At 64.0% G+C, this 23,543-nt stretch carries 20 protein-coding genes; 13 read left to right on the forward strand and 7 right to left on the reverse strand.

Annotated elements, in window-relative coordinates:
* Nucleotides 1-34: 34 nt before the first annotated feature.
* The 5 genes from uvrA to NKG59_RS00555 all read right to left on the reverse strand — a co-directional run bounded on the left by uvrA (nt 35) and on the right by NKG59_RS00555 (nt 9,877).
* Nucleotides 35-5,884 carry an excinuclease ABC subunit UvrA gene (gene uvrA / locus NKG59_RS00535; RefSeq protein ID WP_253534291.1) on the reverse strand — a complete coding sequence of 1,950 codons (5,850 nt, stop codon included), beginning with the start codon at nt 5,882-5,884 and terminating at the stop codon, nt 35-37.
* A 244-nt stretch (nt 5,885-6,128) separates the two neighbouring features.
* Nucleotides 6,129-7,022: a class II glutamine amidotransferase gene (locus tag NKG59_RS00540; RefSeq protein WP_024978952.1), complete on the reverse strand. Its 894-nt coding sequence runs from the start codon at nt 7,020-7,022 to the stop codon at nt 6,129-6,131.
* Between the two features lie 77 nt (nt 7,023-7,099).
* Nucleotides 7,100-8,005: a mechanosensitive ion channel family protein gene (locus tag NKG59_RS00545; RefSeq protein WP_253534292.1), complete on the reverse strand. Its 906-nt coding sequence runs from the start codon at nt 8,003-8,005 to the stop codon at nt 7,100-7,102.
* 324 nt (nt 8,006-8,329) lie between these two features.
* Nucleotides 8,330-8,785 carry a universal stress protein gene (locus tag NKG59_RS00550; RefSeq protein ID WP_045203950.1) on the reverse strand — a complete coding sequence of 152 codons (456 nt, stop codon included), beginning with the start codon at nt 8,783-8,785 and terminating at the stop codon, nt 8,330-8,332.
* Nucleotides 8,786-8,866: 81 nt separating this feature from the next.
* Entirely contained in the window at nt 8,867-9,877 is a 1,011-nt protein-coding gene (locus NKG59_RS00555; protein ID WP_253534293.1) for a zinc-dependent alcohol dehydrogenase family protein, read from the reverse strand.
* Nucleotides 9,878-10,029: 152 nt separating this feature from the next.
* Between NKG59_RS00555 and NKG59_RS00560 the strand changes: the two genes are divergently transcribed.
* Nucleotides 10,030-11,256, forward strand: a complete 1,227-nt coding sequence (locus NKG59_RS00560; RefSeq protein WP_253534294.1) for an MgtC/SapB family protein — start codon at nt 10,030-10,032, stop codon at nt 11,254-11,256.
* Nucleotides 11,257-11,308: 52 nt separating this feature from the next.
* Here the strand turns inward: NKG59_RS00560 and NKG59_RS00565 are convergent, their stop codons facing one another.
* Entirely contained in the window at nt 11,309-11,776 is a 468-nt protein-coding gene (locus NKG59_RS00565) for a CBS domain-containing protein (RefSeq protein ID WP_253534295.1), read from the reverse strand.
* 282 nt (nt 11,777-12,058) lie between these two features.
* On the opposite strand from NKG59_RS00565, the gene NKG59_RS00570 reads away from it, so the two are divergent.
* From NKG59_RS00570 to NKG59_RS00595, 6 genes are read left to right on the forward strand one after another with little or no spacing between them, the layout of a single operon-like run.
* A complete protein-coding gene (locus NKG59_RS00570) occupies nt 12,059-12,559 on the forward strand; it encodes a universal stress protein (RefSeq protein WP_045203946.1) in 501 nt (166 codons plus the stop codon).
* A 40-nt stretch (nt 12,560-12,599) separates the two neighbouring features.
* Nucleotides 12,600-13,439 (forward strand): universal stress protein, encoded by an 840-nt coding sequence (locus NKG59_RS00575; RefSeq protein ID WP_045203945.1) that lies wholly within the window; start codon nt 12,600-12,602, stop codon nt 13,437-13,439.
* Between the two features lie 33 nt (nt 13,440-13,472).
* A complete protein-coding gene (locus NKG59_RS00580) occupies nt 13,473-14,126 on the forward strand; it encodes a BON domain-containing protein (protein WP_045203944.1) in 654 nt (217 codons plus the stop codon).
* Between the two features lie 45 nt (nt 14,127-14,171).
* A complete protein-coding gene (locus tag NKG59_RS00585; RefSeq protein ID WP_045203943.1) occupies nt 14,172-14,702 on the forward strand; it encodes a flavodoxin family protein in 531 nt (176 codons plus the stop codon).
* Nucleotides 14,703-14,748: 46 nt separating this feature from the next.
* A complete protein-coding gene (locus tag NKG59_RS00590; RefSeq protein ID WP_253534298.1) occupies nt 14,749-15,111 on the forward strand; it encodes a TraR/DksA family transcriptional regulator in 363 nt (120 codons plus the stop codon).
* Nucleotides 15,112-15,141: 30 nt separating this feature from the next.
* Nucleotides 15,142-15,789 carry a BON domain-containing protein gene (locus NKG59_RS00595; protein WP_045203941.1) on the forward strand — a complete coding sequence of 216 codons (648 nt, stop codon included), beginning with the start codon at nt 15,142-15,144 and terminating at the stop codon, nt 15,787-15,789.
* A gap of 85 nt (nt 15,790-15,874) precedes the next feature.
* On the opposite strand, the gene NKG59_RS00600 is transcribed toward NKG59_RS00595, so the two are convergent.
* Nucleotides 15,875-16,675 carry a helix-turn-helix domain-containing protein gene (locus tag NKG59_RS00600; protein ID WP_253534300.1) on the reverse strand — a complete coding sequence of 267 codons (801 nt, stop codon included), beginning with the start codon at nt 16,673-16,675 and terminating at the stop codon, nt 15,875-15,877.
* Nucleotides 16,676-16,928: 253 nt separating this feature from the next.
* On the opposite strand from NKG59_RS00600, the gene NKG59_RS00605 reads away from it, so the two are divergent.
* The 6 genes from NKG59_RS00605 to NKG59_RS00630 all read left to right on the forward strand — a co-directional run bounded on the left by NKG59_RS00605 (nt 16,929) and on the right by NKG59_RS00630 (nt 23,510).
* Nucleotides 16,929-18,317 carry a PAS domain-containing sensor histidine kinase gene (locus tag NKG59_RS00605; RefSeq protein WP_253534302.1) on the forward strand — a complete coding sequence of 463 codons (1,389 nt, stop codon included), beginning with the start codon at nt 16,929-16,931 and terminating at the stop codon, nt 18,315-18,317.
* Entirely contained in the window at nt 18,314-18,961 is a 648-nt protein-coding gene (locus NKG59_RS00610) for a response regulator (RefSeq protein WP_253534304.1), read from the forward strand. Before NKG59_RS00605 ends, NKG59_RS00610 begins: the two co-directional genes overlap by 4 nt.
* A 145-nt stretch (nt 18,962-19,106) precedes the next feature.
* Nucleotides 19,107-20,243 (forward strand): ABC transporter permease, encoded by a 1,137-nt coding sequence (locus NKG59_RS00615; protein WP_253534306.1) that lies wholly within the window; start codon nt 19,107-19,109, stop codon nt 20,241-20,243.
* Between the two features lie 2 nt (nt 20,244-20,245).
* Nucleotides 20,246-20,944: an ABC transporter ATP-binding protein gene (locus tag NKG59_RS00620; protein WP_420804006.1), complete on the forward strand. Its 699-nt coding sequence runs from the start codon at nt 20,246-20,248 to the stop codon at nt 20,942-20,944.
* Nucleotides 20,941-22,026 (forward strand): HlyD family secretion protein, encoded by a 1,086-nt coding sequence (locus NKG59_RS00625; protein WP_253534311.1) that lies wholly within the window; start codon nt 20,941-20,943, stop codon nt 22,024-22,026. Before NKG59_RS00620 ends, NKG59_RS00625 begins: the two co-directional genes overlap by 4 nt.
* Entirely contained in the window at nt 22,023-23,510 is a 1,488-nt protein-coding gene (locus tag NKG59_RS00630) for an efflux transporter outer membrane subunit (RefSeq protein ID WP_253534313.1), read from the forward strand. The genes NKG59_RS00625 and NKG59_RS00630 overlap by 4 nt, the downstream gene beginning before the upstream one ends.
* The last annotated feature ends 33 nt before the right edge of the window (nt 23,511-23,543 follow it).

Consider the following 23,543-nt stretch of genomic DNA (forward strand, 5'->3'; position numbering starts at 1 on the left):
GTCTCCACCCGGGCGGAGACCGTCGCACGCCACGCTAGACCGTTTCGCCTTCCTTGCTTGGGTCGACTTGCTTGCCGCGTGCCAGCACCGGTACCAACGCCGCGCCGGTATGGCTGGCCGCCACGCGCGTCAACGCCTCCGGCCCGCAAGCCGCGACGATCGTGCCGCCTTCATCGCCGCCTTCGGGGCCCAGGTCGAGGATCCAGTCCGCCTCGGCAATCACATCGAGGTCGTGCTCGATCACGATCACGCTGTGCCCGCCGTCTGCCAGGCGATGCAGCACCCGGATCAGCTTGGCCACGTCGGCCATGTGAAGACCGACGGTCGGCTCGTCCAGCACGTACAGCGTGTGGGGCGCCTTCTGGCCGCGTCGGGTCAGGTCATCGCGCACCTTGGACAACTCGGTGACGAGCTTGATGCGCTGCGCCTCGCCGCCGGACAGCGTGGGCGAAGGCTGGCCGAGCGTCAGGTAGCCGAGGCCGACGTCCTTCATCAACTGCAGCGGGTGGGCGATGCTGTTCATCGCGCCAAAGAACTCGACCGCTTCGTCGATTTCCATGGTGAGCACATCGCCGATGTTCTTGCCGCGCCAGGTGACGGCAAGCGTCTCGGCATTGAAGCGCTGCCCGTGGCAGACGTCGCAGCCGACCTTCACGTCGGGCAGGAAGCTCATGGCGATGGTGCGTACGCCCTGGCCTTCGCAGGCGGGGCAGCGGCCGTCGCCGGTGTTGAAGGAGAAGCGCGAGGCGGTATAGCCGCGCGCGCGGGCCTCCAGCGTGTCGGCAAAGAGTTTGCGGATGGTGTCCCACACGCCGATGTACGTGGCCGGGCACGAGCGCGGCGTCTTGCCGATCGGGGTTTGGTCGACCTCCAGCACACGGTCGATGGTTTCCCAGCCGGTGACGCTGTCGCAGCCGTGCCAGTCGTGTTTGACGTCGAGCTTGCGCGGCATCTTGGCGTCAGGCACCTCAGCCTGCGCAGCCTTGCGCGCGCGGCGCGTGGCCGGCGAAGACAGCACCGAACGGCCAACCGCATCGAGCAGGTTCGTCATCAACACATCGCGGGCCAGCGTCGATTTGCCGGAGCCCGATACGCCTGTAATGGCCACCAGGCGCGACAGCGGCATCGTTGCCGTCACGTTGCGCAGGTTGTGCAGCTTGGCGCCGTGCACCGTCAGCCATTGCTCGGGCACCGCCTGAGCGCCGGCACGCGGCGCAACCACCTGACGGCGCGGCTGAAGCGGATGCTCGATCGGCTGCGACAGGAACCGGCCAGTGAGTGAATCCGGCTGGGCCGCCAGGTCCGCCACGCCGCCTTGTGCCACCAACGTGCCGCCGCGCTTGCCGGCGCCCGGGCCGATGTCGATGATGTGGTCGGCCCGGCGGATGGTGTCTTCATCGTGCTCAACCACCACCAGCGTGTTGCCTTTGTCGCCCAGCTTGCGCAGCGCGTCGAGCAGGATCCGGTTGTCGCGCGGATGCAGGCCGATGGTCGGCTCATCCAGCACGTAGCAGACGCCCTGCAGGTTGCTGCCGAGTTGCGCAGCCAGCCGAATACGCTGCGCTTCACCGCCCGACAGGCTCGGCGCGGCGCGATCCAGGCTCAGGTAGCCCAGGCCGACCTCCTCCAGGAACGACAGGCGGCTGTGGATTTCGGCCACCACGTCGCGGGCGATGTCGGCATCGCGGCCGGTCAGGTCCAGGCCTTCGACCCAGCGGCGGGTCTGGCTGACCGTCCACTGCGCAATGTCGACGATGGGTTTGGCGGCAAAGGTGACAGCGCGCGCAGTCGGGTTCAGGCGCGTGCCGTGGCAATCCGGGCAGGGCAGGTCGGTCATGCCGTCCGGATCGACTTCCTCCGACGGCAGCGTCTGTTCGCGGCCGCGATCGTCACCGCCAAGCACGGTGTCATCAAACGCAGCACGCTGATCGCGCGTAAGCGCCAATCCGGTACCGACGCAGCTCGCGCACCAGCCGTGCTTGCTGTTGTAAGAGAACATGCGCGGGTCAAGCTCGGGGTAGCTGGTGCCGCAGGTGGCGCACGCCCGTTTGGTCGAAAACACCTTCACGTTGCCGACGTGCGCCGTGCCACCGTTGCGCATGGCGTTCTGCAGGCCATCGAGCGGCGCGAGCACGTGCATGATGCCCTTGCCATATTCCAGCGCCTGCTCCAGCAGTGCACGCAGCGCGGCTTCGTTTTCCGGCGAGACAACGATGTCGCCCACGGGCAGTTCCAGCGTGTGCTCGCGGAAGCGATCCAGGCGCGGCCATGGGTCGACGCTCAGGAATTCTCCATCGACGCGCAGATGCGTATAGCCGCGCGCCTTGGCCCATTTGGCAAGGTCGGTATAGACGCCCTTGCGGTTCACGACCAGCGGCGCGAGCAGGCCGATGTGCTGGCCGCGATGATCGCGCATGAGCTGGGCAAAGATCGCCTCGGGGCTTTGCGCGGACACCGGCGTGCCATCGTGGATGCAGTGCTGCACGCCCAGCTTCACATACAGCAGCCGCAGGAAGTGCCAGACCTCGGACGTTGTCGCCACCGTGCTCTTGCGGCCGCCACGCGACAGGCGCTGCTCAATGGCCACGGTGGGCGGAATGCCATACACGGCATCGACTTCCGGCCGACCTGCCGGCTGCACGATGGAGCGCGCATACGCATTGAGCGACTCAAGATAGCGACGCTGCCCTTCGTGGAACAGGATGTCGAACGCCAGCGTCGACTTGCCCGAGCCCGACACGCCCGTCACCACGTTGAACTTGCCGTGCGGAATATCGACGTTCAGGCCTTTCAGGTTGTGCTCGCGTGCGTGAACGATGCGCACCACGTTTTCGCCCTGGACTTCGGCCAAGGCAGCGCGCTTTGCACGGCGTTCAGCCAACGCGGTTTGCAGCGGCACACCTTCGGCTGCCTCGGGCTGGCCGATGCTGGCTTCGTAGTGCTTGAGCGCCGCACCGGTGTGCGATTCAGCGCAGCCTTTGACCTGCGCAGGCGTGCCGGCGCAGACCAGCAGGCCGCCTGCGTCGCCGCCCTCTGGGCCGAGATCGATGATCCAATCCGCCGCGCGGATCACGTCGAGGTTGTGCTCGATCACGATCAGCGAATGGCCCGCCTCCAGCAGCTTGCCGAAGGCGCGCATCAGCTTCGCGATGTCGTCAAAGTGCAGGCCCGTGGTCGGCTCGTCGAACATGAACAGGCGGCCGGCGTTGGCGGGCACGTCCTGCTTGACGCGCTTGCGAGCCGCCGCCTGGGCGGCCTGTGCGGCTTCGGCCAGGAAGCCTGCCAGCTTCAGGCGTTGAGCCTCGCCGCCGGAGAGCGTCGGCACCGGCTGGCCAAGCTTCACGTATTCCAGGCCGACGTCAACGATGGGCTGCAGCACGCGCAGCACGTCGGCGTCATCAGCGAACACGGTGGCGGCTTCGCTCACCGTCAGCTCCAGCACATCGGCCACCGACAGCGACTGGCCAGCGCGCGGGATCTTCACTTCCAGAATTTCGGCGCGATAACGCGTGCCGTCGCAATCCGGGCAGCGCAGGTAGATGTCGGAGAGGAACTGCATCTCGACGTGCTCGAAGCCCGAGCCGCCGCAGGTCGGGCAACGGCCATCGCCCGAGTTGAAGCTGAAGGTACCGGCCGTGTAGCCGCGCTGCAGCGCCATCGGCGCCTTGGCGAACAGCTTGCGGATTTCATCGAACGCGCCAACGTAGCTGGCGGGGTTGGAACGCGCGGTCTTGCCGATCGGGGATTGGTCAACGAACACCACGTCGCTGATCTGGTCGGCACCGCGAAGGGCACGGAATGCACCGGGCGATTCCGTCGCCTTGCCAAAGTGGCGTGCCAGCGCGGGGTGGAGCACGTCCTGAATCAACGTCGATTTGCCCGAGCCGGACACCCCGGTCACACACACCAGGCGCTGCAGCGGAATCTCGACCGTGACATCGCGCAGGTTGTGTTCAGCCGCGCCGTCGAGCACCAGACGCGGCGTGGCGTTGTTGACGGGGCGTGCTTGCCAATCCGTCGCATCAGCCACGCGCCGCTGTCCGGACAGATAGGCGCCGGTGAGCGTATCGGCCTGGCGGATGGCCGCCGGCGTGCCGTCGAAGACGATGTTGCCGCCACGCTCGCCGGGGCCGGGCCCCATGTCGATCAGGCGGTCTGCGGCCAGCATCACGGATGGATCGTGCTCAACCACCACCAGCGTGTTGCCCGCGTCGCGCAGGCGGTGCATGGCTTGGACAATGCGGTCCAGATCGCGCGGGTGTAGGCCGATGCTCGGTTCGTCCAGCACGAACAGCGTGTTGACGAGCGATGTGCCGAGCGCCGTCGTCAGGTTGATCCGCTGCACTTCGCCGCCCGAGAGCGTGCGGCTCTGGCGGTCGAGCGTCAGATAGCCGATGCCGACATCGCACAGATATGCCAGGCGCGTGCGCACCTCGTCCAGCAGCAGCTTGAGCGCGTCGTCGAGCAGCGTGGAGGGCAGCGTCAGTTCGTCAAAGAAGCGGCGGATGCGCTCGATAGGCAGCAGCATCAGGTCGTGCACGGTCAGGCCGGGCAGGGCTTCGAGCTGGGCGCGGTTCCAGGCCACGCCACGCGGCATGAAGCGGTGTTCGGGCGCGAGCACGGCGTCGGCGTTTTCCTTGGTGCCCAGGCGCCACTGCATCGACTCGGTTTTCAGGCGCGCACCGCCGCAGGTTTCGCACGTTGTGTAGCTGCGGTACTTGGAGAGCAGCACACGGATGTGCATCTTGTACGCCTTCGACTCCAGGTAGTCGAAGAAGCGACGCACGCCGTACCACTGCTTGTTCCAGCCGCCGCGTTTGAAGGCCGGGTCTCCATTGATCACCCAGTTGCGCTGGGCTTCGGTCATCTCCGCCCACGGCGTGCCGCGCGGGATGTCGGCTGCAGCCGCGTAGCGCATCAGATCGTCCTGGCATTCCTTCCACGCCGGCGTCTGCATCGGCTTGATGGCGCCGTCGCGCAGGGTCTTGCGCTCGTCGGGAATCACCAGCCCCAGATCGACGCCGATCACGCGGCCGAAACCACGGCAGGCGTCGCACGCGCCGTAAGCGGAGTTGAACGAGAAGAGCGCGGGTTGCGGGTCTGCGTAGCGCAGGTCGCTTTCCGGGCAGTGCAGGCCGGTGGAAAAGCGCCAGATGGTGGGCTGCGCAGCTTCATCGGCCGGCAAGACGTACACGTTCACGCGCCCGCCGCCGCGCTTGAGCGACGACTCGATGGCCTCAAGCGCGCGGGCGCGCTCGGTGCCCTGCAGGCGGAAGCGGTCGGCCACCACGTCAAGCAGCTTGCGCTTGCCCGTGGAAGATTCGACCACGCGCTCGGCCTGCACGCGTGTATAGCCGCTGACCGACAGCCACTGAGTGACTTCTTCCGGGCTCGTATTGGCCGGCAGCTCTACCGGAAACGTCACCACGAGGCGAGGATCGCCCTCACGCGTGCGCGAGAGCAGCTCGTCGTAGATGGTTTCTGGCGTGTCGTGCCGCACCGGCAGCGCGGTGTCGCGGTCGAACAGTTGCGCTGCGCGTGCAAACAGCAGCTTAAGGTGATCGTTCAGCTCCGTCATCGTGCCGACCGTCGAGCGCGAGCTGCGCACCGGGTTGGTCTGGTCGATGGCGATGGCGGGCGGCACGCCTTCAACGTGCTCAACCTGCGGCCGGTCCATGCGGTCCAGGAACTGGCGCGCGTAGGCGCTGAAGGTCTCGACGTAGCGGCGCTGGCCTTCGGCATAGAGCGTGTCGAAAACGAGGCTGGACTTGCCGGACCCCGACGGACCGGTCACGACGGTCATTTCGCCCGTGCGCAGGTCCAGATCGAGGTTTTTAAGATTGTGCTGACGGGCTCCGCGCAGGCGAATGACACCGGAGGACATGGAGGGCGTTCCTTGGAGCTTGGAGGTAAGGGGGGAATGCCGGCGTGGGTGAACCATTGGCAGCCGCGTCGGCAATCAGAATTCGAACCGTAAACTGTAGCGGATTATGAAGATCCGGTTCGCCTACGAAACATGTCGCGAGCGCGAGCGTAACGCAGGGCTCCTGACAGCGTTTTGTCAGGAGGTTTCAGCGGAGGGGAAAAAAGAACGGGGTGATGCTGGTATCACCCCGGCGGGAGCGCGATCAGCCTGCCTCGCGTCCGTAAGTGGCTTGGTTGGCGGGGAGGTCAAAACCCGTGGGGCCGGGCTTGCGCGGCACAAAACGGTGGTGCTCGACCACACCGCCCTTGACGATGACGACGGTTTCTTCGGGGATCTCCGCCCAAGCGCCAGGCAGGTCGACAAGCGGCTCGGACAGCACAAGAAACGCGCCGTCCCCTGCGTCTTCAATTGCGGCGCTGTCAGGATAAAGCTGGTGCAGGTGCTTGAAAGATGTGCTGTGAAAAAGGGAGCGTGATTCGCCCTCGCTGGAATAGCGCGCGGCCACGATCTGAACGCCATCCGTTGCGCAGACCGTCATGTTCAATGGGTATTCGACGCCGTGGCGACGGCCGATGTCTTCAATCAGCCCGACCATCTGTTCCAGGGCGCCGCGTGGGTCTCGGTCCAGACCGAACGAGAGCGCCAGGAAAAACATGATCTCGGAATCGGTCGAGCCCTCGATCCAGCGAAACAGCTCGGGCGCCACTTCCATCATCAGGGCGCGGCGGAGCAGCGGGTATTCGCGGATCAGCCCGTTGTGCGCAAAAAGCCACCGGCCGTAGCGGAACGGGTGGCAGTTCGTTTCCTGGGCGGGGGTGTCCGTTGCCGCACGCACGTGGGCGATGAACATGGACGAGCGGATGGCGCGGGCGGCTTCACGCAGGTTGGTGTCGTTCCACGCGGGGTGCAGGCAACGATATCGGAAGGGCACTTCAGAGTAGCGGCCGTACCACCCGATGCCGAAACCGTCGCCGTTGGTGGTCGTCTCGCCGCCGAGGCGGGAGCGCAGACTCTGGTCGATCAACGAGTGCCGCGGCCGGAACAGCACTGTCTCCATCTGAATGGGATTGCCTGAATACGCCAGCCAGCGACACATGATGCATTGCCTATAGAGATGCCTTGAAAGGTGAGTCTATGCAATGCGTTTGCGAATGCACAAGAAAATCCCGACCCTCATCCGGCCAGGGTCTGGGCGGTTTTGCGGCCTTGACGGGCACGTTCGTCCTCTGTTTTTGGGGCGGCGTCTCGCACGATATGCAGCTCGCGAATCCGCATGGGCACGGCGCATCGGGCCTCTGCGAGGGTGGCGCGGACTTGCTGGGCGAGCGTCCAACGCATGTCCCAGAAGTGCTCGGTCCTGGCCCAGACGCGCAGATTCAGCACCGCAATACTGTCGTCAAAACGCATCACCATGGCCAACGGTGCCGGGTCGGCCAGCACCATCGGTTCGTTGGCGGCCAGCGTTTTGAGCGCCTCAAGGGCTCGCGGGATGTCGTCTTGCAGCGAGACCTCGATCTCCAGGTCCAGCCGGCGGGTCGGGTTGCGCGTGTAGTTGCGCACGGAATGGCTCCACAGCGCGCTGTTCGGTACGTATTCGCAAATACCGTCAGGCTTGGTCAGGCGGGTCATGAACAGGCTGACTTCTTCCACCGTGCCGGCAACTTCGCCGCCGCCCCCATCGATGTAGTCGCCCACCCGGAACGGCCGCAGCGCGAGGAGCATGATGCCCGCCGCAATGTTCTGTAGCGTGCCCTGCAGTGCCAGCCCGATGGCCAGGCCGGCTGCACCCAATACGGCAATGATGCTGGCCGTTTCAATGCCCAGCCGGGACAGCGCCCCAACGATGGCAAGAATGCGGATGCCCCAGACGGCGATGTCGCACAGGATCGGCGTGAGTGTGGCGTCAATGCGCGTCTGGCCGCTCGTCAGCCGGTTGAGCCACCGGCCGATGCGTTTGGAGATCCACCAGCCGAGAAACAGGATGAGCATCGCCGCGCACAGGCTGACGGCCAGGCGGCTGAAGGCGTCCCAGAGGAAGTTCAGGCGTTCGGGATGAAGGTGCGAGAGAAAGTTTTCCATGGTCGAGCAGTATGGGTAGGCAGGCTCGGGGCAATCGCCCCAAGCCGATGCATCGACCATTGGGATGGAGATTTGGCTTCGGCTTGAAACCGAAAGTGACATTCGCGCCTTGGTCAAATTGACGCAGGGCAGGTTTGGGCAGCTGCATTGCGGGAAGAGTCGAGTGCGCTCGAATACACAATCCGCTGCGCGGCAGGCTCACACGCATGGCGCGGTGGCCTCAGAAATCTGGTCGCTCGGCAATGCCATATGGTTTTCAGGCAGACTTCGCCGCCCGCCCGGGCCTCGGGCGGGCGGCGACAGGCTGCACCTACCCCCGACCTCTTATTCGTCGACCTCGCTACGCACCATCAATACCGGCTTGTTGGTCTTGCGCACTACGCCCTCGGCCACGCTGCCGAGCACCAGATGCTTGAGCCCGCGCCGGCCATGCGTGCCGAGCACGATCAGATCGGCTCCGGTCTCGTTGGCTTCCCCGACAATCGTTGCGGAAATTTGCCCCGGCGCAATGGAGTTTTCGAGCAATTTGGTCGAATGCTTGACGCCCGCAGCGTCCAGCTTCTTCGATACCTCGGCAAGGGTGTCACGGCCGTAGCCGACCACTTGGTTGGAGTAAGCAATCGAGTCAACTCCAACCATGTCGAAGGTGATGTCGCTGCTATCGGCAACGAATAGGGCTTCGACTTCCGCGCCCGTCGCCTTGCTGACCACAATAGCCTGGTGCAGCGCGAGATAGGACGCGTGGCTGCCGTCGATGGCGAGCAGGATTCGCTGATACATGGTGGTCTCCAAGGCGTTGCGCAGTAGGGCACCGCATGTAATCCAGCGTAGACAGCGTGGCGCCTGGGCTGTTGATACGCGTCAAATGTTTTCCGAAGACACCTGCAGGACGGCTGCGCCGGCCACCCGCCCGGCGCGGAGGTCTTCCAAGGCGGTGTTGGCGTCTTGCAGGCGGTAGGGCGTGACGTGAACCTGCAAGGGGACTTCCGCTGCGATGCGCATGAGCGCGAGCCCATCCGCCCGCGTCAGGTTCGCCACCGAGACCAGCTTGCGTTCTTCCCATAGCAACCGGTACGGAAACGTGGGGATGTCGCTCATGTGAATGCCACCGCAGACCACCGAGCCGCCCTTGACCACGGCCTGCAGCGCCTGCGGCACGAGCGCGCCGATGGGCGCGAAGATCAGCGCGGCGTCGAGCGGCTCCGGTGCGGGGCCGTCGCTGGCGCCTGCCCACCTGGCACCGGTGTCCAGCGCAAGTTGCTGAGCCGCAGTGTCGCCGGCCCGGGTGAAGGCAAACACTTCACGCTGCTCTGCCACGGCAATCTGCGTGATGAGGTGGGCCGCGGCGCCAAAGCCGTAGATGCCGATCCGGCGCGCATCGCCGGCCATGCGCAGCGTGCGGTAGCCGATCAGGCCGGCACAGAGCAGGGGCGCCGCGTGGGCATCGTCGTACCGCGCCGGAATCGGCAGGCAGTATCGCGCGTCGCAGACGACGTATTGCGCATACCCGCCATCGCGCGTGTATCCGGTAAATGCAGGGTGGTCGCACAGGTTTTCGCGGCCGTGCAGGCAGTACGGGCAGACGCCGCATGTCCAGCCAAGCCATGGCACGCCCACGCGCTCGCCCGGGGCTGGCGTCGTCACGCCTTCACCGCGCGACTCGACGATGCCGACGATTTCGTGCCCGGGAATGAGGGAGGGTTTTGGGGCAGTCAGTTCGCCGTCCACGATATGGAGGTCGGTACGGCAGACACCACAAGCGGACACCGCGATCCGGACCTCGCCCGGCCCAGGCTTGGGCATGGGCACTTCACGCCAAATCAATGGCCTACCGGCGCCTTCCATCACCATGGCCCGCATCGATTCATACATCGCTGTCTCCGTATGGTGTGTCTGGTCAGTATGGATCAGCCCTGAAAAACGATGTCCCGGCAGTCGACCATCGACTGCGCCAGATCAATCGGAAGCCGTTGCCGCGCGCAATACTGAATGGGTGCAATGCAACGGCCATCCGGCTCCACTGAATGACTTCACTGCTGTCCTTCTCGGTTGCCCTGGGCGTGGGCCTGGCGATCGGCCTTGAGCGCGAGCGTAGTCACACCGGCAGCGCAGAACTGCCGGCTGGCATGCGAACGTTTGCGATCGGGGCGCTGGCTGGTGCCATTGCGGCAAGCCTGCCGATACCGCTTGCCGTGCCTACCGTGTTGCTGGCGGTCGCGGTGTTGGCGGCGCTGGGTTATCACCATTCGGCCAATGTCGATCCCGGCGTGACGACGGAACTCGCATTGCTGGCCACCACGCTGTTAGGCGCCTATGCCGTGAGCGAGCCCGAAATGACGGCTGGCCTCGGTACTGCACTTCTCGTCCTGCTCTATGCCAAAGCGGGTTTGCATCGGTTCGCCCGCACGGTCATCACCCAGCGCGAACTCGCCGATCTGCTGATCCTTGCCGTCGCGGCATTGCTGGTCTGGCCCGCGGTTCCCGACCGGAACATAGGGCCGCTGAACGCCTGGAACCCGCATACGCTGTGGCTGGTTGTGCTGCTTGTCATGCTGACCGGCAACACGGGCCATTTTGCGGCGCGATGGTTTGGAGAGCGCATCGGATTGCCACTGGCAGGCCTGTTCAGCGGGTTTGCATCGAGTGTGGCGACGATCACGGCGATGGCAGCGCGCGTCCGCAAGGACCATCGCCCCATTGACGGTGCGGTTGCCGCGGCGCTGCTGTCCAACGTCGCTACGCTGGTGCAGATGCTGCTGCTGATTGCCGCCATCAACATCGACTTTCTGCGTGTGCTGGGGGCTCCGCTGGCGGTCGGCATGATTGCGACCGTGGCATGGTCCGCTCTGTGGGTGTGGCGTGGCAGCGAGCCACTTCAGGAGGCGCCGGAGAGTTCAGCGTCATCCATCAACTGGCGTGTCGCAATTGGTTTTGCCCTGTGGACGGCTGCCTTGCTGCTTGCCGCCGCCGCCGCGCGCACATGGTTCGGGACAGCAGCGGTGGTGGCTGTCACCGTGTTTGGCTCATTTGCCGATGTGCATGCCGCGACTGCATCCATTGCAACGCAGGTTGCTGGTCATACGCTGCAGATATCTACGGCAGGCACGCTGGTGATGCTCGCGCTGACGGCCAACACGTTCTCGAAGGTTGTCGTGGCCATCAGCGGGGGGCGTGCCTTTGCCAGCAGGGTCACCGCAGGTCTGCTGACCATGCTTTTGTCCTGCTGGGCGGTGTTCTGGTTTGTCGCCTAGTCAATTCCGGCCAATGCGCATGCGGATCAGACCCGTCACCAGAGGAAAAGACTTAGAGAATCAAATCGGACGGCGCATGCTGGCGGGACCCGCTAGCGTTGTCGCGACCGAGAATGCCGGCCAGCAAGGTCCATTCGCCACCCATTGCGCGGATGGTGTCGTCCAGGCTAAGCATACCCACCAGTCGTTGCTGACGATCGACCACCGCCAGACGGTGCAGGCCGTGGCTCAGCATCGAGCGCAAGGCTTCACTGATCATGGCGTCATCGTGAATGGTGAGAAGACCGCGCGTCATGACTTCCGATACAGCGGTCTCGGTGCAGTCGCCGCGGTTGGCTATCCCGTGCACCACCATGTCCCGGTCTGTCACGATGCCGACCACCCGCGCTCCGCAGCCGGTGCGTTCCGTGACAAGTAGCGCACGGGCGCTTTCGTCCCGCATCAATCGGGCGGCCTGCTGCAGCGTCGCCGTTGACTGGACGTGGACGATGCGGCGGGAGCAAATCTCGTCGACCCTCATGCTGAACTCCGATGCGCGTACGTTTTCACTATAAGAACGGGCCGGTGTCAGAAGTTGATCCCGCACAAGGTGCCGTGAGCTTTCCATGACTGCACAAGGCGGCAGCCGATAGCGAAGGAGTCTATTGAGCGTTGGACGCTTGCACTTGAGGCAGATCAAGTGGCGTGGCTGGGGGCGCTGAGCCAAACGCTGATGTAAATCAAGGGGTGATCCGCTTGGTGGTCCAACATTGAATCCAGCAACCCCGTTTGGGGCGGACGACGGATTCGATGGAGGCAGATCATGTACGACAGGATTCTGGTAGCGGTGGATGGCAGCCCGACGGCAGATCGCGCGCTGGACGAGGCCATCCAGCTTGCGCAAAAGCTCGGCTCTGAGCTGGTCATCGCGCACGTGATCGACAACTCGTATCTGATGTACGACGTTGGCTACATCGATGTCGGCGCCTTTACCGAAGCCTTGGTCAAACAAGGCAATCAAATCGTCGCCGACGCGCGGGACAAGGCCGAAAAGGCGGGCGTGCACGTCCATAGCGTCGTGGTTGACGACCCGATCGGTACCTTTGATATCGGCACTGCCATTGAACAGGCAGCCCACAACGTCGGCGCTCAAGCCCTGGTGCTGGGCACGCACGGGCGTCGCGGCTTCCAGCGCTTGTTCCTGGGCAGCGTGGCCGAGAGCGTTGTACGCCGGAGCACGCTGCCGGTGCTGCTCGTCCGCGCGGTGGAGGCGCAAGCACCGCACGCCGCTACGGAACCGCTGAGCAATGCCGTCATTGCCTAGTCGGGTAGCGCATCCTCTGACACGACATCGGGATCTGACCATGAGCTACGCCAGTCTGATGGTGCATCTGGACCGCAGCGAACGCGCCATGCACCGCCTCAACCTTGCGGCCCAGTACGCACAGGCGCACGGTGCCAAACTCGTCGGCATCTACGCGAGCTTTGCGCCAAGCCTCAGCTGGTTCTACATGATGGAAAACGCTGCACGCTATCTGGAGGAAGACCGGATCCGGCGCGACAGCGTGCGGGATGCCGTGCATGCGCGCTTTCGCCAGGCGACCGAGAAGCTTCCGGTCGAGACGGAATGGCGCGATGTGGAAGGCGACCCCGTGGCACTGGTGCTGCGTGAAGCGCGGGAGACCGATCTTCTGGTCGTCGGACAACGCAACCATGACGACCCGGATGAATTTATCGCCGGCGACTTTGTGGAAACTCTGATCCTGGAGTCGGGCCGCCCGGTGCTGGTTGTGCCGTACGCGGGCAACTTCACGGCATTGCCCAAGCGTGTGCTCCTAGCCTGGAGCGGCGGCCGCGAATCGGCCCGCGCGCTGCACGATGCCATGCCAATGATGACGGGCGCAACGGTGCACGTGCTGCAGATCACGAGCACGCAGCCCAAGCATTGGGCTGAAGAAACCACGGTCGGTCAGGTCGCGCGTGCGCTCAACGCGCGCGGCATCCACACCACTGTGGAAGAGGCCGACTGCGCAGATTCCGACACCGCCGTGGGCGAGCTGCTGCTCTCGCGAGCGGCCGACTTCAATGCCGATCTCATCGTGATGGGCGCCTATGGGCACAGCCGCCTGCGTGAACTCGTGCTGGGCGGCGTGACACGCACCCTGCTCAAGACGATGACCGTACCGGTGCTGATGTCGCACTGAGCCTCGACCTCAATTGCACCTGAGAAGATCACCATGAAGAACGATATCCAGCTCAAGGCCGATGTCGAAGAGGAGCTGCAATGGGATCCGGCGGTGGACGCCAGCCGCTTTGCGGTGCAGGCCAAGGACGGCGTCGTCACGCTCTCCGGCGGCGTCGACACGTTTGCCGACAAGCATGCCGCGGAGGAGGCGATCCGCCGCGTTGCCGGCGTGACCGCGCTTGTCATCCATGTGGATGTACGGATGCCGCCAGATATGGAGCGCCCGGATGACGAGATAGCCCAGGCGATCAGCAATGCGTTGCATTGGAATGCATCGGTCCCGCCGAACGTTGTCCAGATCACTGTTGAAAACGGGGCCGTGACGCTGCGCGGTGAAGTCGATCAGGACTTCCAGCGCCGTGCTGCTCTGGACACGGTGCGCAGAGTCCACGGCGTGAAGTCCGTGGCCAATGCGCTGACATTGCGCCCCGCCGCTGGCCCGGCAGATCTGAGTGATCGCATTGCGAAGGCGCTGCAACGCCTGGCTGTGGTCGACGCCTCGCGCCTCAGTGTCTCCGTGGCGGACGGGACGGTGACGTTGTATGGGCCGCTGCGCAACCTCAACGAGTGCCGCGCGGCCCGTGAAGCCGCATGGGACGCGCCGGGCGTGCGTGCCGTTGTCGATCAGATGTGGGTTGTTTCCTAGAGGCAATTGCCCGTTCCACTGCTTTCGAAAACCCTGGAGTCCGAGATGGAAAAGAAGCTGATCGTGTACTACTCGCGCACCGGTACGGCACGTCAGGTTGCCGAGCAGATGGCTGCGCAGAGCGGATGGCAGCTTGCCGAGGTGACCGACGAGCACCCGCGTGCCGGCTTCCTGGGCGATGCGCGCTGCGTCATCGAAACGGTATTCCATGCACGCGCCAAGTATCGCTACGAAGGTCCGCCGCTTGGTGAAGTCGAACACGTCGTTGTGATCGCGCCCATCTGGATGGGCCATCTGGCTTCGCCCATGCGGGACTTCCTGGCTGACCAATTGCCGGCGTCCACGCACTTGTCTGTGATTTGTGTCATGGCGGCGCGCGGGGCATTCCGCGCTGTGGAAGAAATCATGCGGATCACGGCCACCATTCCGGCGCCGGTGCTGGCGTTGTTCCAGCGCGACGTGCTCAGCGGGTTGTCGCAGGAGGAGATCGCGGGCTTTATCGATCAGGTGAAGACGGCCGGCCGGTGGGAGCAATCGAGGCAACGTCCGGCCTGGCTGTCGCCAACGGAAGCCTGAAGCCGAACACACAGCGCGACGCTGAATCAACAGAAGGAGACTGGGCATGACCCCCTTTACCGAGGCGCAATGGAAACGGCTGAGGAGCTTGCTCGACGAGCAGGAAGCCCGCGTGCAACGCCAACTATTGGCGCTGGGCGATTCCGTTGTGCCGATCCAGCGTGAGGCGCCGTTCGAAAACGCGGACCTTGCCGATGAAGAGGCGGGTGACCAAACGAACGACGTCATGCTCGCCCGTTACCGAAGCGAGTTGGAGCAACTGAATGCTGCGCGCGAGCGTATGCAGCAGCACAGCTACGGCATCTGCGTCGATTGTGGCGAAACGATTCCGTTTTTACGCCTGCAAGCCCAGCCGACAGCCATGCGCTGTCTGTCTTGCCAAACGGCGCGTGAACGCCACTGGGCATAGCCAGGCGACTCTATCTAGCAGGAGCGAGGTATGAAAAGCGATCTGGGCATCAAGCAGGACGTCAACGACGAACTGCTTTGGGAACCTGCGGTGGATGCCGCCGCGATTGGTGTCGAAGTGGAGAACGGCGTGGTGACACTGACCGGCCACGTGCGCAGCTACATGGAGAAGCTTGCTGCCGAGCATGCAGCCGAGCGCGTGGGTGGCGTGCGTGGTGTCGTGCAGAAAATCGAAGTTCGCCTGCCCGGTGCACACACAGACGCGGACGTTGCTCAAGCAGCCCGTGACGCGCTTGAATGGCAGGTCAGCCTGCCGTCCAATCGCATCGAGGTGCTGGTCGAAAACGGCTGGGTAACGCTCTCGGGAGAGGTCGACTGGCCATACCAGAGCGAACAGGCGGCGCATGCGGTGGGATCATTGCGCGGTGTCGCGGGGCTGATCAACCGGTTGCGGATCAAAGCGCGCGTGGTGCCGGCCAATGTTGCCGAGCAGATCGGTGCGGCACTCAAGCGGCATGCAGCACGCGAGGCCGATCACATCCGCGTCTCCGTTCAGGGCGGGACGGTGACGCTCAGCGGCCACATCGGTTCCGCTGCGGAGCGGCGCGCGGCAAAGGGTGCGGCATGGTCCGCGCCTGGCGTAACGGAAGTCATCGATCATCTCCAGATCGCGCCGTAAGGTCGGAGGTCATGCAAGAAAGAAAAAACGCTGCCCGGAAGCAAAACCGGAGCAGCGTTTTTTTAGGGGATAACAGGCAGACCGATCAAAGCTCCGTCAGTGCTGCCTTGTCAGTCAGTTCGATGTTCTTGCCGCTCACGACGATCCAGCCTTCGCGTTGGAACCTCGACAGCGCACGGCTGACAGTCTCAAGCTGCATGCCGAGGTAGCTGCCGATTTCTTCGCGCGTCATGCGCAGCGTGAAGCTCAAAGCGGAGTACCCGCGGTCTTGCATGCGTGTGGAGAGGTTCAACAGGAAGGTGGCAACGCGCGCCTCCGCACTCAGCCCCGCGAGCAGCAGCATGAGGCCCGACTCTCGCACGATCTCTTCGGCCATCAGTTGGTGAAGGCGATGTTGCAGTGGGCGGATGTCCTGGCAGAGGTCCTCAACGCAATGGAAAGGCATGGAGCAGACCGTGCTGTCTTCCAGGGCAATCGCATCACAGGTGTGGCGATCGGCGGCAATGCCGTCGAGCCCAAGCGTTTCGCCCGACAGTTGGAATCCGGTGACGTGACTTGCGCCGTTGGGGTGCGAGACCACGGTTTTGAACGATCCCGACCGGATGGAATACAGCGCGTGGAAGTTGTCACCCGCACGGAAGAGTGCTTCGCCCTTGGCGATCTTGCGCCACGTGTGCACCATCTGGTCCAGTTGTTCGCGTTGCGCGGATGGTACAGCGCTCGCAATGCAGGCCCAGTGCATCATGCAATTGGCACATTGGCTGCTTGGGATCAGTGGCGTAGTCTGCCGGGCCTGGGTGGCGTCGCGCACGAGCCTGAGTTGGGGAAGCGCAGCAGGATGGCGGGTTTCAATGGGGGCAGGGGACTCTATGGTGCGCGGAATCATGGGGCGGCTCCGGGAGGCGTTTGTGGTCTTTGAGCCACACATCCTCGGTGAGGCGGTGGGTATCCGGTCACTGCGTTCCATCAAGGTCCGGTGTCCGTACGCTCAGTATCGGAGGCGCCGCGTTTGCGCGAAATCAGGCAGCGCTGAGTTGACCGTCGGGATGCGCCATGCCGTTGTCAGGATTCCCTGACACCGGCGGCAGGGTTTTCCGGGGGGCTTCTCCTTCACTCGGCTAGTATCTCCAGCCTTGGGAATGGGCTATGTTGATTGCATCCCGACCTTTTGGTGGTGTTTGGTGGCGGAGCAAGACACTCAATCCTCGAAGGCAATGCACAGGCGGCTGCTGCAGCTGCAATCCACTTCGGCCGAACTTGTGGTGGGGGTACTGGCCATTTTGCTGCTGGCCGCGTCGGTTGCCCGGCTGGCGTTTGCACTCCAGGCCGGGGACGCACCGTTTATTTTGCTAGCCTCGGCAAGTATTTTTGCCATCGTCGCGCTGGTGTTCTACTGGCTGCGGCTGCAGAAGTTGCGAGCCGCCGTCGCCCGCGATCTGACGTACCTTGAAAAGAGCGAAGCCCGGCTGGCCGGCATCATTCGCTCGTCCATGGAAGCCATCATTTCCGTCGATGACGCCCAGCGCATCGTGTTGTTCAATCCCATGGCCGAGACACTGTTCGGTTGCTCGGCTCGCCAGGCTATCGGTCGCCCCCTGTCAGACTTTATTCCCGAGCGGTTTCGCGGTGCCCACGAGACCCATGTGCGGCGCTTCGGGGTGACGGGCGTATCGGAGCGTCAGATGGGTAAGCAGCGCCCGCTGTTTGCCCTGCACACCGACGGGCGGGAATTCCCGATCGAAGCGTCGATTTCACAGATCGAGGTGAACGGCGGCAAGCTGTTCACGGTGATGCTGCGCGACACCACGGAGCGCGTCCGCGCGGAAGCGGCACTGCGGCGCTCCCAGGAAGAACTGCAGCATTTGTCGGACAGCATCCTGGCTACGCGGGAGGAGGAGCGGCACCGCATCGCCCGTGAGCTGCACGACGATCTGGGTCAACGTCTGAGCGCGCTCAAGATGGACATTTCGCTGCTGGCGGCGGATCTGCAGGCAGCACGGAGCGACACGACGCTGATCGACCAGACCCAGGCGATGCAACACGTGATCGACGAGACAATTGTTGCCGTGCGGCAGATTTCTGCGGATCTTCGGCCGCCGTTGCTCGACGAGCTAGGGCTCGTGCCCTCCATCGAATGGATGGCCAAGAATTTTCGCCAACGCTTTGGCCTGGTCGTGACTGTGCATGCTCAAGAGCTGGCAATGAACGAGCGCGCTGCCATCTCGGTCTTTCGGATCGTGCAGGAGGCGCTCAACAATGTCGTGCGCCATGCCGATGCCACGCGTGTTGAGATCGCGTTCTCGCAGCAGGAAGACGTGCTGGAGTTGTCCATTCAAGACAATGGGCATGGCTGGAGCGGGGCACCTCCGGCGGTGGGTGAACGCAAGCCGCTGGGGTTGCTTGGCATTCGTGAGCGGGCCCGGTTATTGGGCGGGCAGGCAACGATCACACACGCGCCGGGCGGCGGCTTTCGCTTGAGCGTAAGCTTTCCCACCGTTCACAAAGTCACCGAGGAGGCACGGACATGATTCGCGTGATGATCGCCGACGATCATGCCGTGATGCGCGATGGTGTGCGTCATATCCTGGAGCGCGCAGGGGATTTTGAGGTCGCATGCGAAGCTTCCGATGGTACGCAGGTCCTGCAACTGGTGCGCGACCATCAACCGCAGGTGATCGTGCTGGATCTTTCGATGCCGGGGCGCAGCGGGCTGGAGCTGCTCCGCCAGTTGCACGACGACCACCCCAGGGTGCGCGTGCTGGTGCTGACCATGCACGCTGAAGAGCAGTACGTGGCGCGCGCCTTTCGTGCGGGGGCGGCCGGCTACCTGACGAAGGAGAGCGCTGCGACCGAACTGGTCACCGCGCTGCAGAAGGTGGCGACCGGCGGCACGTATGTCAGCCCGCCCATGGCGGAGAAGCTTGCCCACAGCCTCGGCGAGCCCAGTGAGGAGGCGGCTCACACACGCCTGTCCGACCGTGAGATGGAGGTCTATCGTCGGCTGGTGCGGGGCGAGCCCTTGACCGAGATCGCCGCCAGTCTGTGCGTGAGCGCCAAGACCATCAGTACCTACAAGATGCGGTTGATGGACAAGCTGCAGCTCTCCAGCGAAGCCGCCCTTGTGCGGTACGCGATACGTCATCGCCTGTTTTCCGACGACGATACGCTGTAGCGCACTCAGCCGCAGGACTCGCCACTGCCTTGCGACACATCAAAGGCCGCAGCCCCCGAATCGCTATCGTTGATGCACATGCATCGGCCGGTCGATATCACCCCGGGGCGCACCCCTGTCTGCCGTGCATGGCCAAGGGGGCCATGTGCAAGCCATTCTCAAACTCGCCTACAAGCTGCTGGTCAATGACAAGGCCAAGCTGAGCGGCTTGCTGGTGGGTATTACGTTTGCGGTGTTTCTGATGATCGAGATGACGTCGCTGTTTGCGGGCGTGCTCAATCGGTCTTCGTCTGCCGTGTACAACATCGGCGCGCGAATGTGGGTGATGGACCCGGCCGTCAACACCGTGGCCAATTCGATCGGCATGCCGGATTACGTTCTTGATGCGGTACGCAGCATTCACGGAGTGAAATTTGCCGTTCCACTGTATTCAGGCGGCGCACTTGTGCGCCTGAAGAGCGGAACCTATCAGCCGGTCACCGTCGTCGGCATTGACGACACCAGCCTGTTCGGCCGCCCGCACATGCTCAGTGGCCGCATCCAGGACCTGTACGGCGACAACGCCTTCATCGTCATCCAGGACGCCGAGTTCGGGAAGCTGGAAAACCCGCATATCGGCACGGAGTTCGAAGTCAATGACCATCGAGGGGTGATCGTCGGCATTGGCGAGGTGGCGACCAGCGGATTGTTTGGCGTGCCCACCCTGTACACAACGTACCGCCGCGCTGTGCAGTATCTGCCCGGCACGCGTTACACGATGTCGTACATCCTGATCGAGCCCAAGTCCGACGCCGACATTGCTGCAATTGAACGCGCGGTAGACCGGCTCGGTTATCGCGCCCTGACCAAGGAAGAGTTCATTGGCCGCATCTCGCACTTCTATACCTTCCAGACCGGGCTTGGCACCAACATCCTGCTGATGACGGTGATCAGCTTCGTGGTTGGGCTGTCCATATCGGGGCAGACCTTCTACACCTTCATCCTGGAAAACCTGGAGCGCTTCGGCGCACTCAAGGCCATCGGGGCCAAGGGGCGCGAGCTGGTCACGATGATTGTCTTCCAGGCTACGTTCGTGGCGCTGGTTGGCTACGGGTTGGGCATCGGCCTATGCGCCGCGTCGATCGCGCTGGTGCGTCTTCGCATTCCGGACTATGCGGCCATGATCACGTTCACCAATCTGATGCTGGCGCTGGCCATGGTGGTTGTGATTGCCGGCATATCGGGCTACATCGGGGTGCGCAAGGTACTTCGCATCGAGCCCTTTGACATCTTCCGGGGTTGATCGTGGCCAACGTTGCCATTGCCGCTCAGGCCCTCGATAAATGGTTTGGCGAAGGCGAGGCGCGTACCTGCGCGCTCAAGCAGGTCAGTTTCGAGGCCCAATTCAACGAGATGCTGTTCATCGTCGGGCCTTCGGGCAGCGGCAAGACGACGCTGCTGAGCTTGATCTCGGGCATCCTGCGCCCAGATGGCGGGCGGGCCGTGGTGGACGGCGTCGATATCTGGAGCCTGGGTGCCGACGCGCTGGCCGAATTCCGTCTGAGCAGGATCGGCTTCGTGTTTCAGGACTACCACCTGTTCCCGCGGCTCACCACGGTCGAGAACGTCGCCATTCCGCTGATCCTGCGACATGTGCCGTGGGACACAGCGCTCGAGCAAGCCATGCACTACCTCGATGTGGTCGGGTTGAAGAACCGTGCGCAGTTGCCTCCGGTCAAGCTCAGCGGCGGTGAACAGCAGCGCGTGGCCATTGCACGTGCCATCGTCACGCAGCCCGACATCCTGATCCTGGATGAACCCACCGCATCGCTGGATGGCGACACCGGCCGCTCCATCATGCAATTCGTGAAGACGGAGATCCTGAACGCGCACCGCTGCATCGTGATCGTGACGCACGACGCGCGCATCCTCGACATGGCAAGCCGCATCCTCGATATGGAAGACGGCAAGCTGAGCCGCATTGAACACGGAGAGATGCGATGAAGATCCGATGGTTGTTTGTGCTCTCTGTGATCGGCGCGCTGGCTGGGGTGGGGGCGGCCATCTACTACGCACGGCAGAGGCCGCCGCTGCCGCCTGTCTTCCAACCGGCGGCCAATCCGTACGCGACGGGCATCTACGCCAACGGCATTGTCGAAAGCGATCAGCCCAGCGGCGCAAACCTGAACCTGTATGCAGAGGTGTCGGGCACCGTCGCGCGTATCGCCGTGCAGGAAGGGCAGGTGGTCAAGCGCGGCGATGTGCTGATCCAGATCGAGGATTCCGTGCAACGCGCCCTGACGGCACAGCAGCAGTCGCAAGCGGATGCCGTCGATGCCCAGTTGAACGCGCTGCTGGCACAGCCGCGCAAGGAGGCGCTGGAGGTCACGCGTGCACAGGTGAGCGCCGCAGATGCCGGCTTGCGCACCGTGCAGGATCAGTTGGACAAGCTTGAGGCGGCCGCCCGGCTTAATCCCAAGGCAGTCAGCCGAGATGCAATGGACAACGCTGCCAACGCGGTACGGGTGGCGCACGGCAATCTTGCAGTTGCCCAGCGTCAGTACGACCTGACGCGCGCCGGCGCCTGGAGCTACGACATCCGCACGCTGCAGAAACAGCGCGATGCCTTGCAGAAGGGCGCGGCAGCAGCGGCGGCGTTGCTCGAAAAATATGCCGTGCGGGCACCGGTGGATGGTGTTGTCATGTCGGTGAACACTGCGATGGGCAGCTATGTATCGCCGCAGGGCACCTATGACGCCTACACACGTGCCAACGTGCCACTCGTCACGATGAGTACCGGCCAGAACAAGCTGGCTGTCCGTGTGTATGTGGACGAGATCCTGGTGCACCGCCTTCCGCCCGGCCAGGTGCAGGCACGCATGTTTGTGCGCGGCACCGATATCAGCGTGCCGCTGGAATTCGTGCGCGTGCAGCCGTATGTGTCGCCCAAGGTGCAGTTGTCCGACCAGCGCTCCGAACGCGTGGATGTGCGCGTGCTGCCATTGCTTTTCCGCTTCAAGCAGCCTGACAAGCTGGCCGTTTATCCCGGCCAACTGGTCGACGTCTATCTGCAGGGGGCCTCGTGAAAGCGGCGGCGGGGGCAATTGCTGCAGCGGCGGTGGTCTGGGGCTGCGCCGTCGGGCCGGATTTCCACATACCTCCGGCACCGGGCGTCGATCGCTATCTTCGTGACGGTGATCCTGCGCAGGCGGCCTCCGCAGACGGCGTTGCGCAACGCTTTACGGCCGCAACAGTGCCGGCAGACTGGTGGCGTGCCCTCGGCAGTCCCGCGCTTGATCAGGCCATGGAAGCGGCCGTTACGGCTAACCCGAGCCTGCAGCAGGCAGAAGCCAACCTGCGCGCCGCGCAAGACCTGTTGCGAGCTGGCGCAGGAGTGTTCTACCCCCAGGTGGCTGGATCAGCCGATGTGTCACGTCAGGCAGCGTTGCCCGCCAGGCTCGGGCAGACCGGGGCGCCAAGCCTTTTTACGCTGTGGACGCTGGGAGCATCTATCAGTTACGCGGTCGATATCTTTGGTGGCAATCGGCGTGCGGTGGAATCACTGGCGGCGCAAGCGGAAGGGCAAAGGTACGCGGTGGCCGCCGCATACCTCGCGCTGACCGGCAATCTGGTGAACGCGGTGATCGCGCATGCCGCCTATCAGGCGCAGATCGACACCACGCGCAACCTGATTGCCGTGGTGCGCGAGCAGGTGGAGATTGCACACGCGCAGGTCGAAGCCGGCGTCATGGCGCATGCCAGCGAGTTGAGCCTTGCTGCGCAGTTGGCGTCGTTGGAGGCATCGCTGCCGCCGCTGGAGCAGAAGCGTGACCAGGCTGCGCATCTGCAAGCGGTGTTGGCCGGCCGATTTCCTTCCGAGGCAGACGCCGTAGACGTCGCGCTCAACGGGCTGCAACTGCCGGCGGACCTGCCCAGGCTGGTGCCTTCTGAACTGGTGCGCCAGCGGCCCGACGTTCTGGCCGCACAGGCGCGCCTGCACCAAGCCAGCGCTGAGGTGGGTGTTGCAACGGCGGCGATGCTGCCCAGTTTGACCCTGAGCGCAGACTACGCCCGGATGAGCGGCCGTAGCGCCGATCTGTTTGGTGCAAAGGCCGGCGCCTGGAGCGTGGGGGCAAACCTTGTGGCCCCGCTGTTTGAAGGCGGCACCCTGTATTTCCGCCGCTCCGCATCCCGGCAGGCATTGCAGGCAGCCGATGCTGGTTATCGGCAGGTGGTGCTCTCTTCGTTCGAACAAGTGGCCGATGTGCTGCGTGCACTGGAACACGATGCAGCGCAGCTTGACGCACAGTTGCGCGCGCAGGCGGCGGCAAGTGCCGCCCTGGAAGAGATCAACGCTGACTACCGTGCCGGTGTTAGCGGCTATCTGCAGGTGCTCAGTGCCGACCTGCAGTATCAGCAAGCCGTGCTCGGCACGCTGCAGGTGCGTGCGCAGCGGCTGCAAGACACCGTGGCGCTGTTCCTTGCGCTGGGCGGCGGCTGGCGTGGCACCGGCATTGAAGCGCCAGTGGCGGGCACGCACGACAGCCGCCCAGGCAACGATGGCCGTTGAGTTGCGTCAAGGCCCCACGCGCGTCCTGCGCTC

The sequence above is a fragment of the Ralstonia chuxiongensis genome, from assembly GCF_024158925.1.
GTDB lineage: Bacteria > Pseudomonadota > Gammaproteobacteria > Burkholderiales > Burkholderiaceae > Ralstonia > Ralstonia chuxiongensis.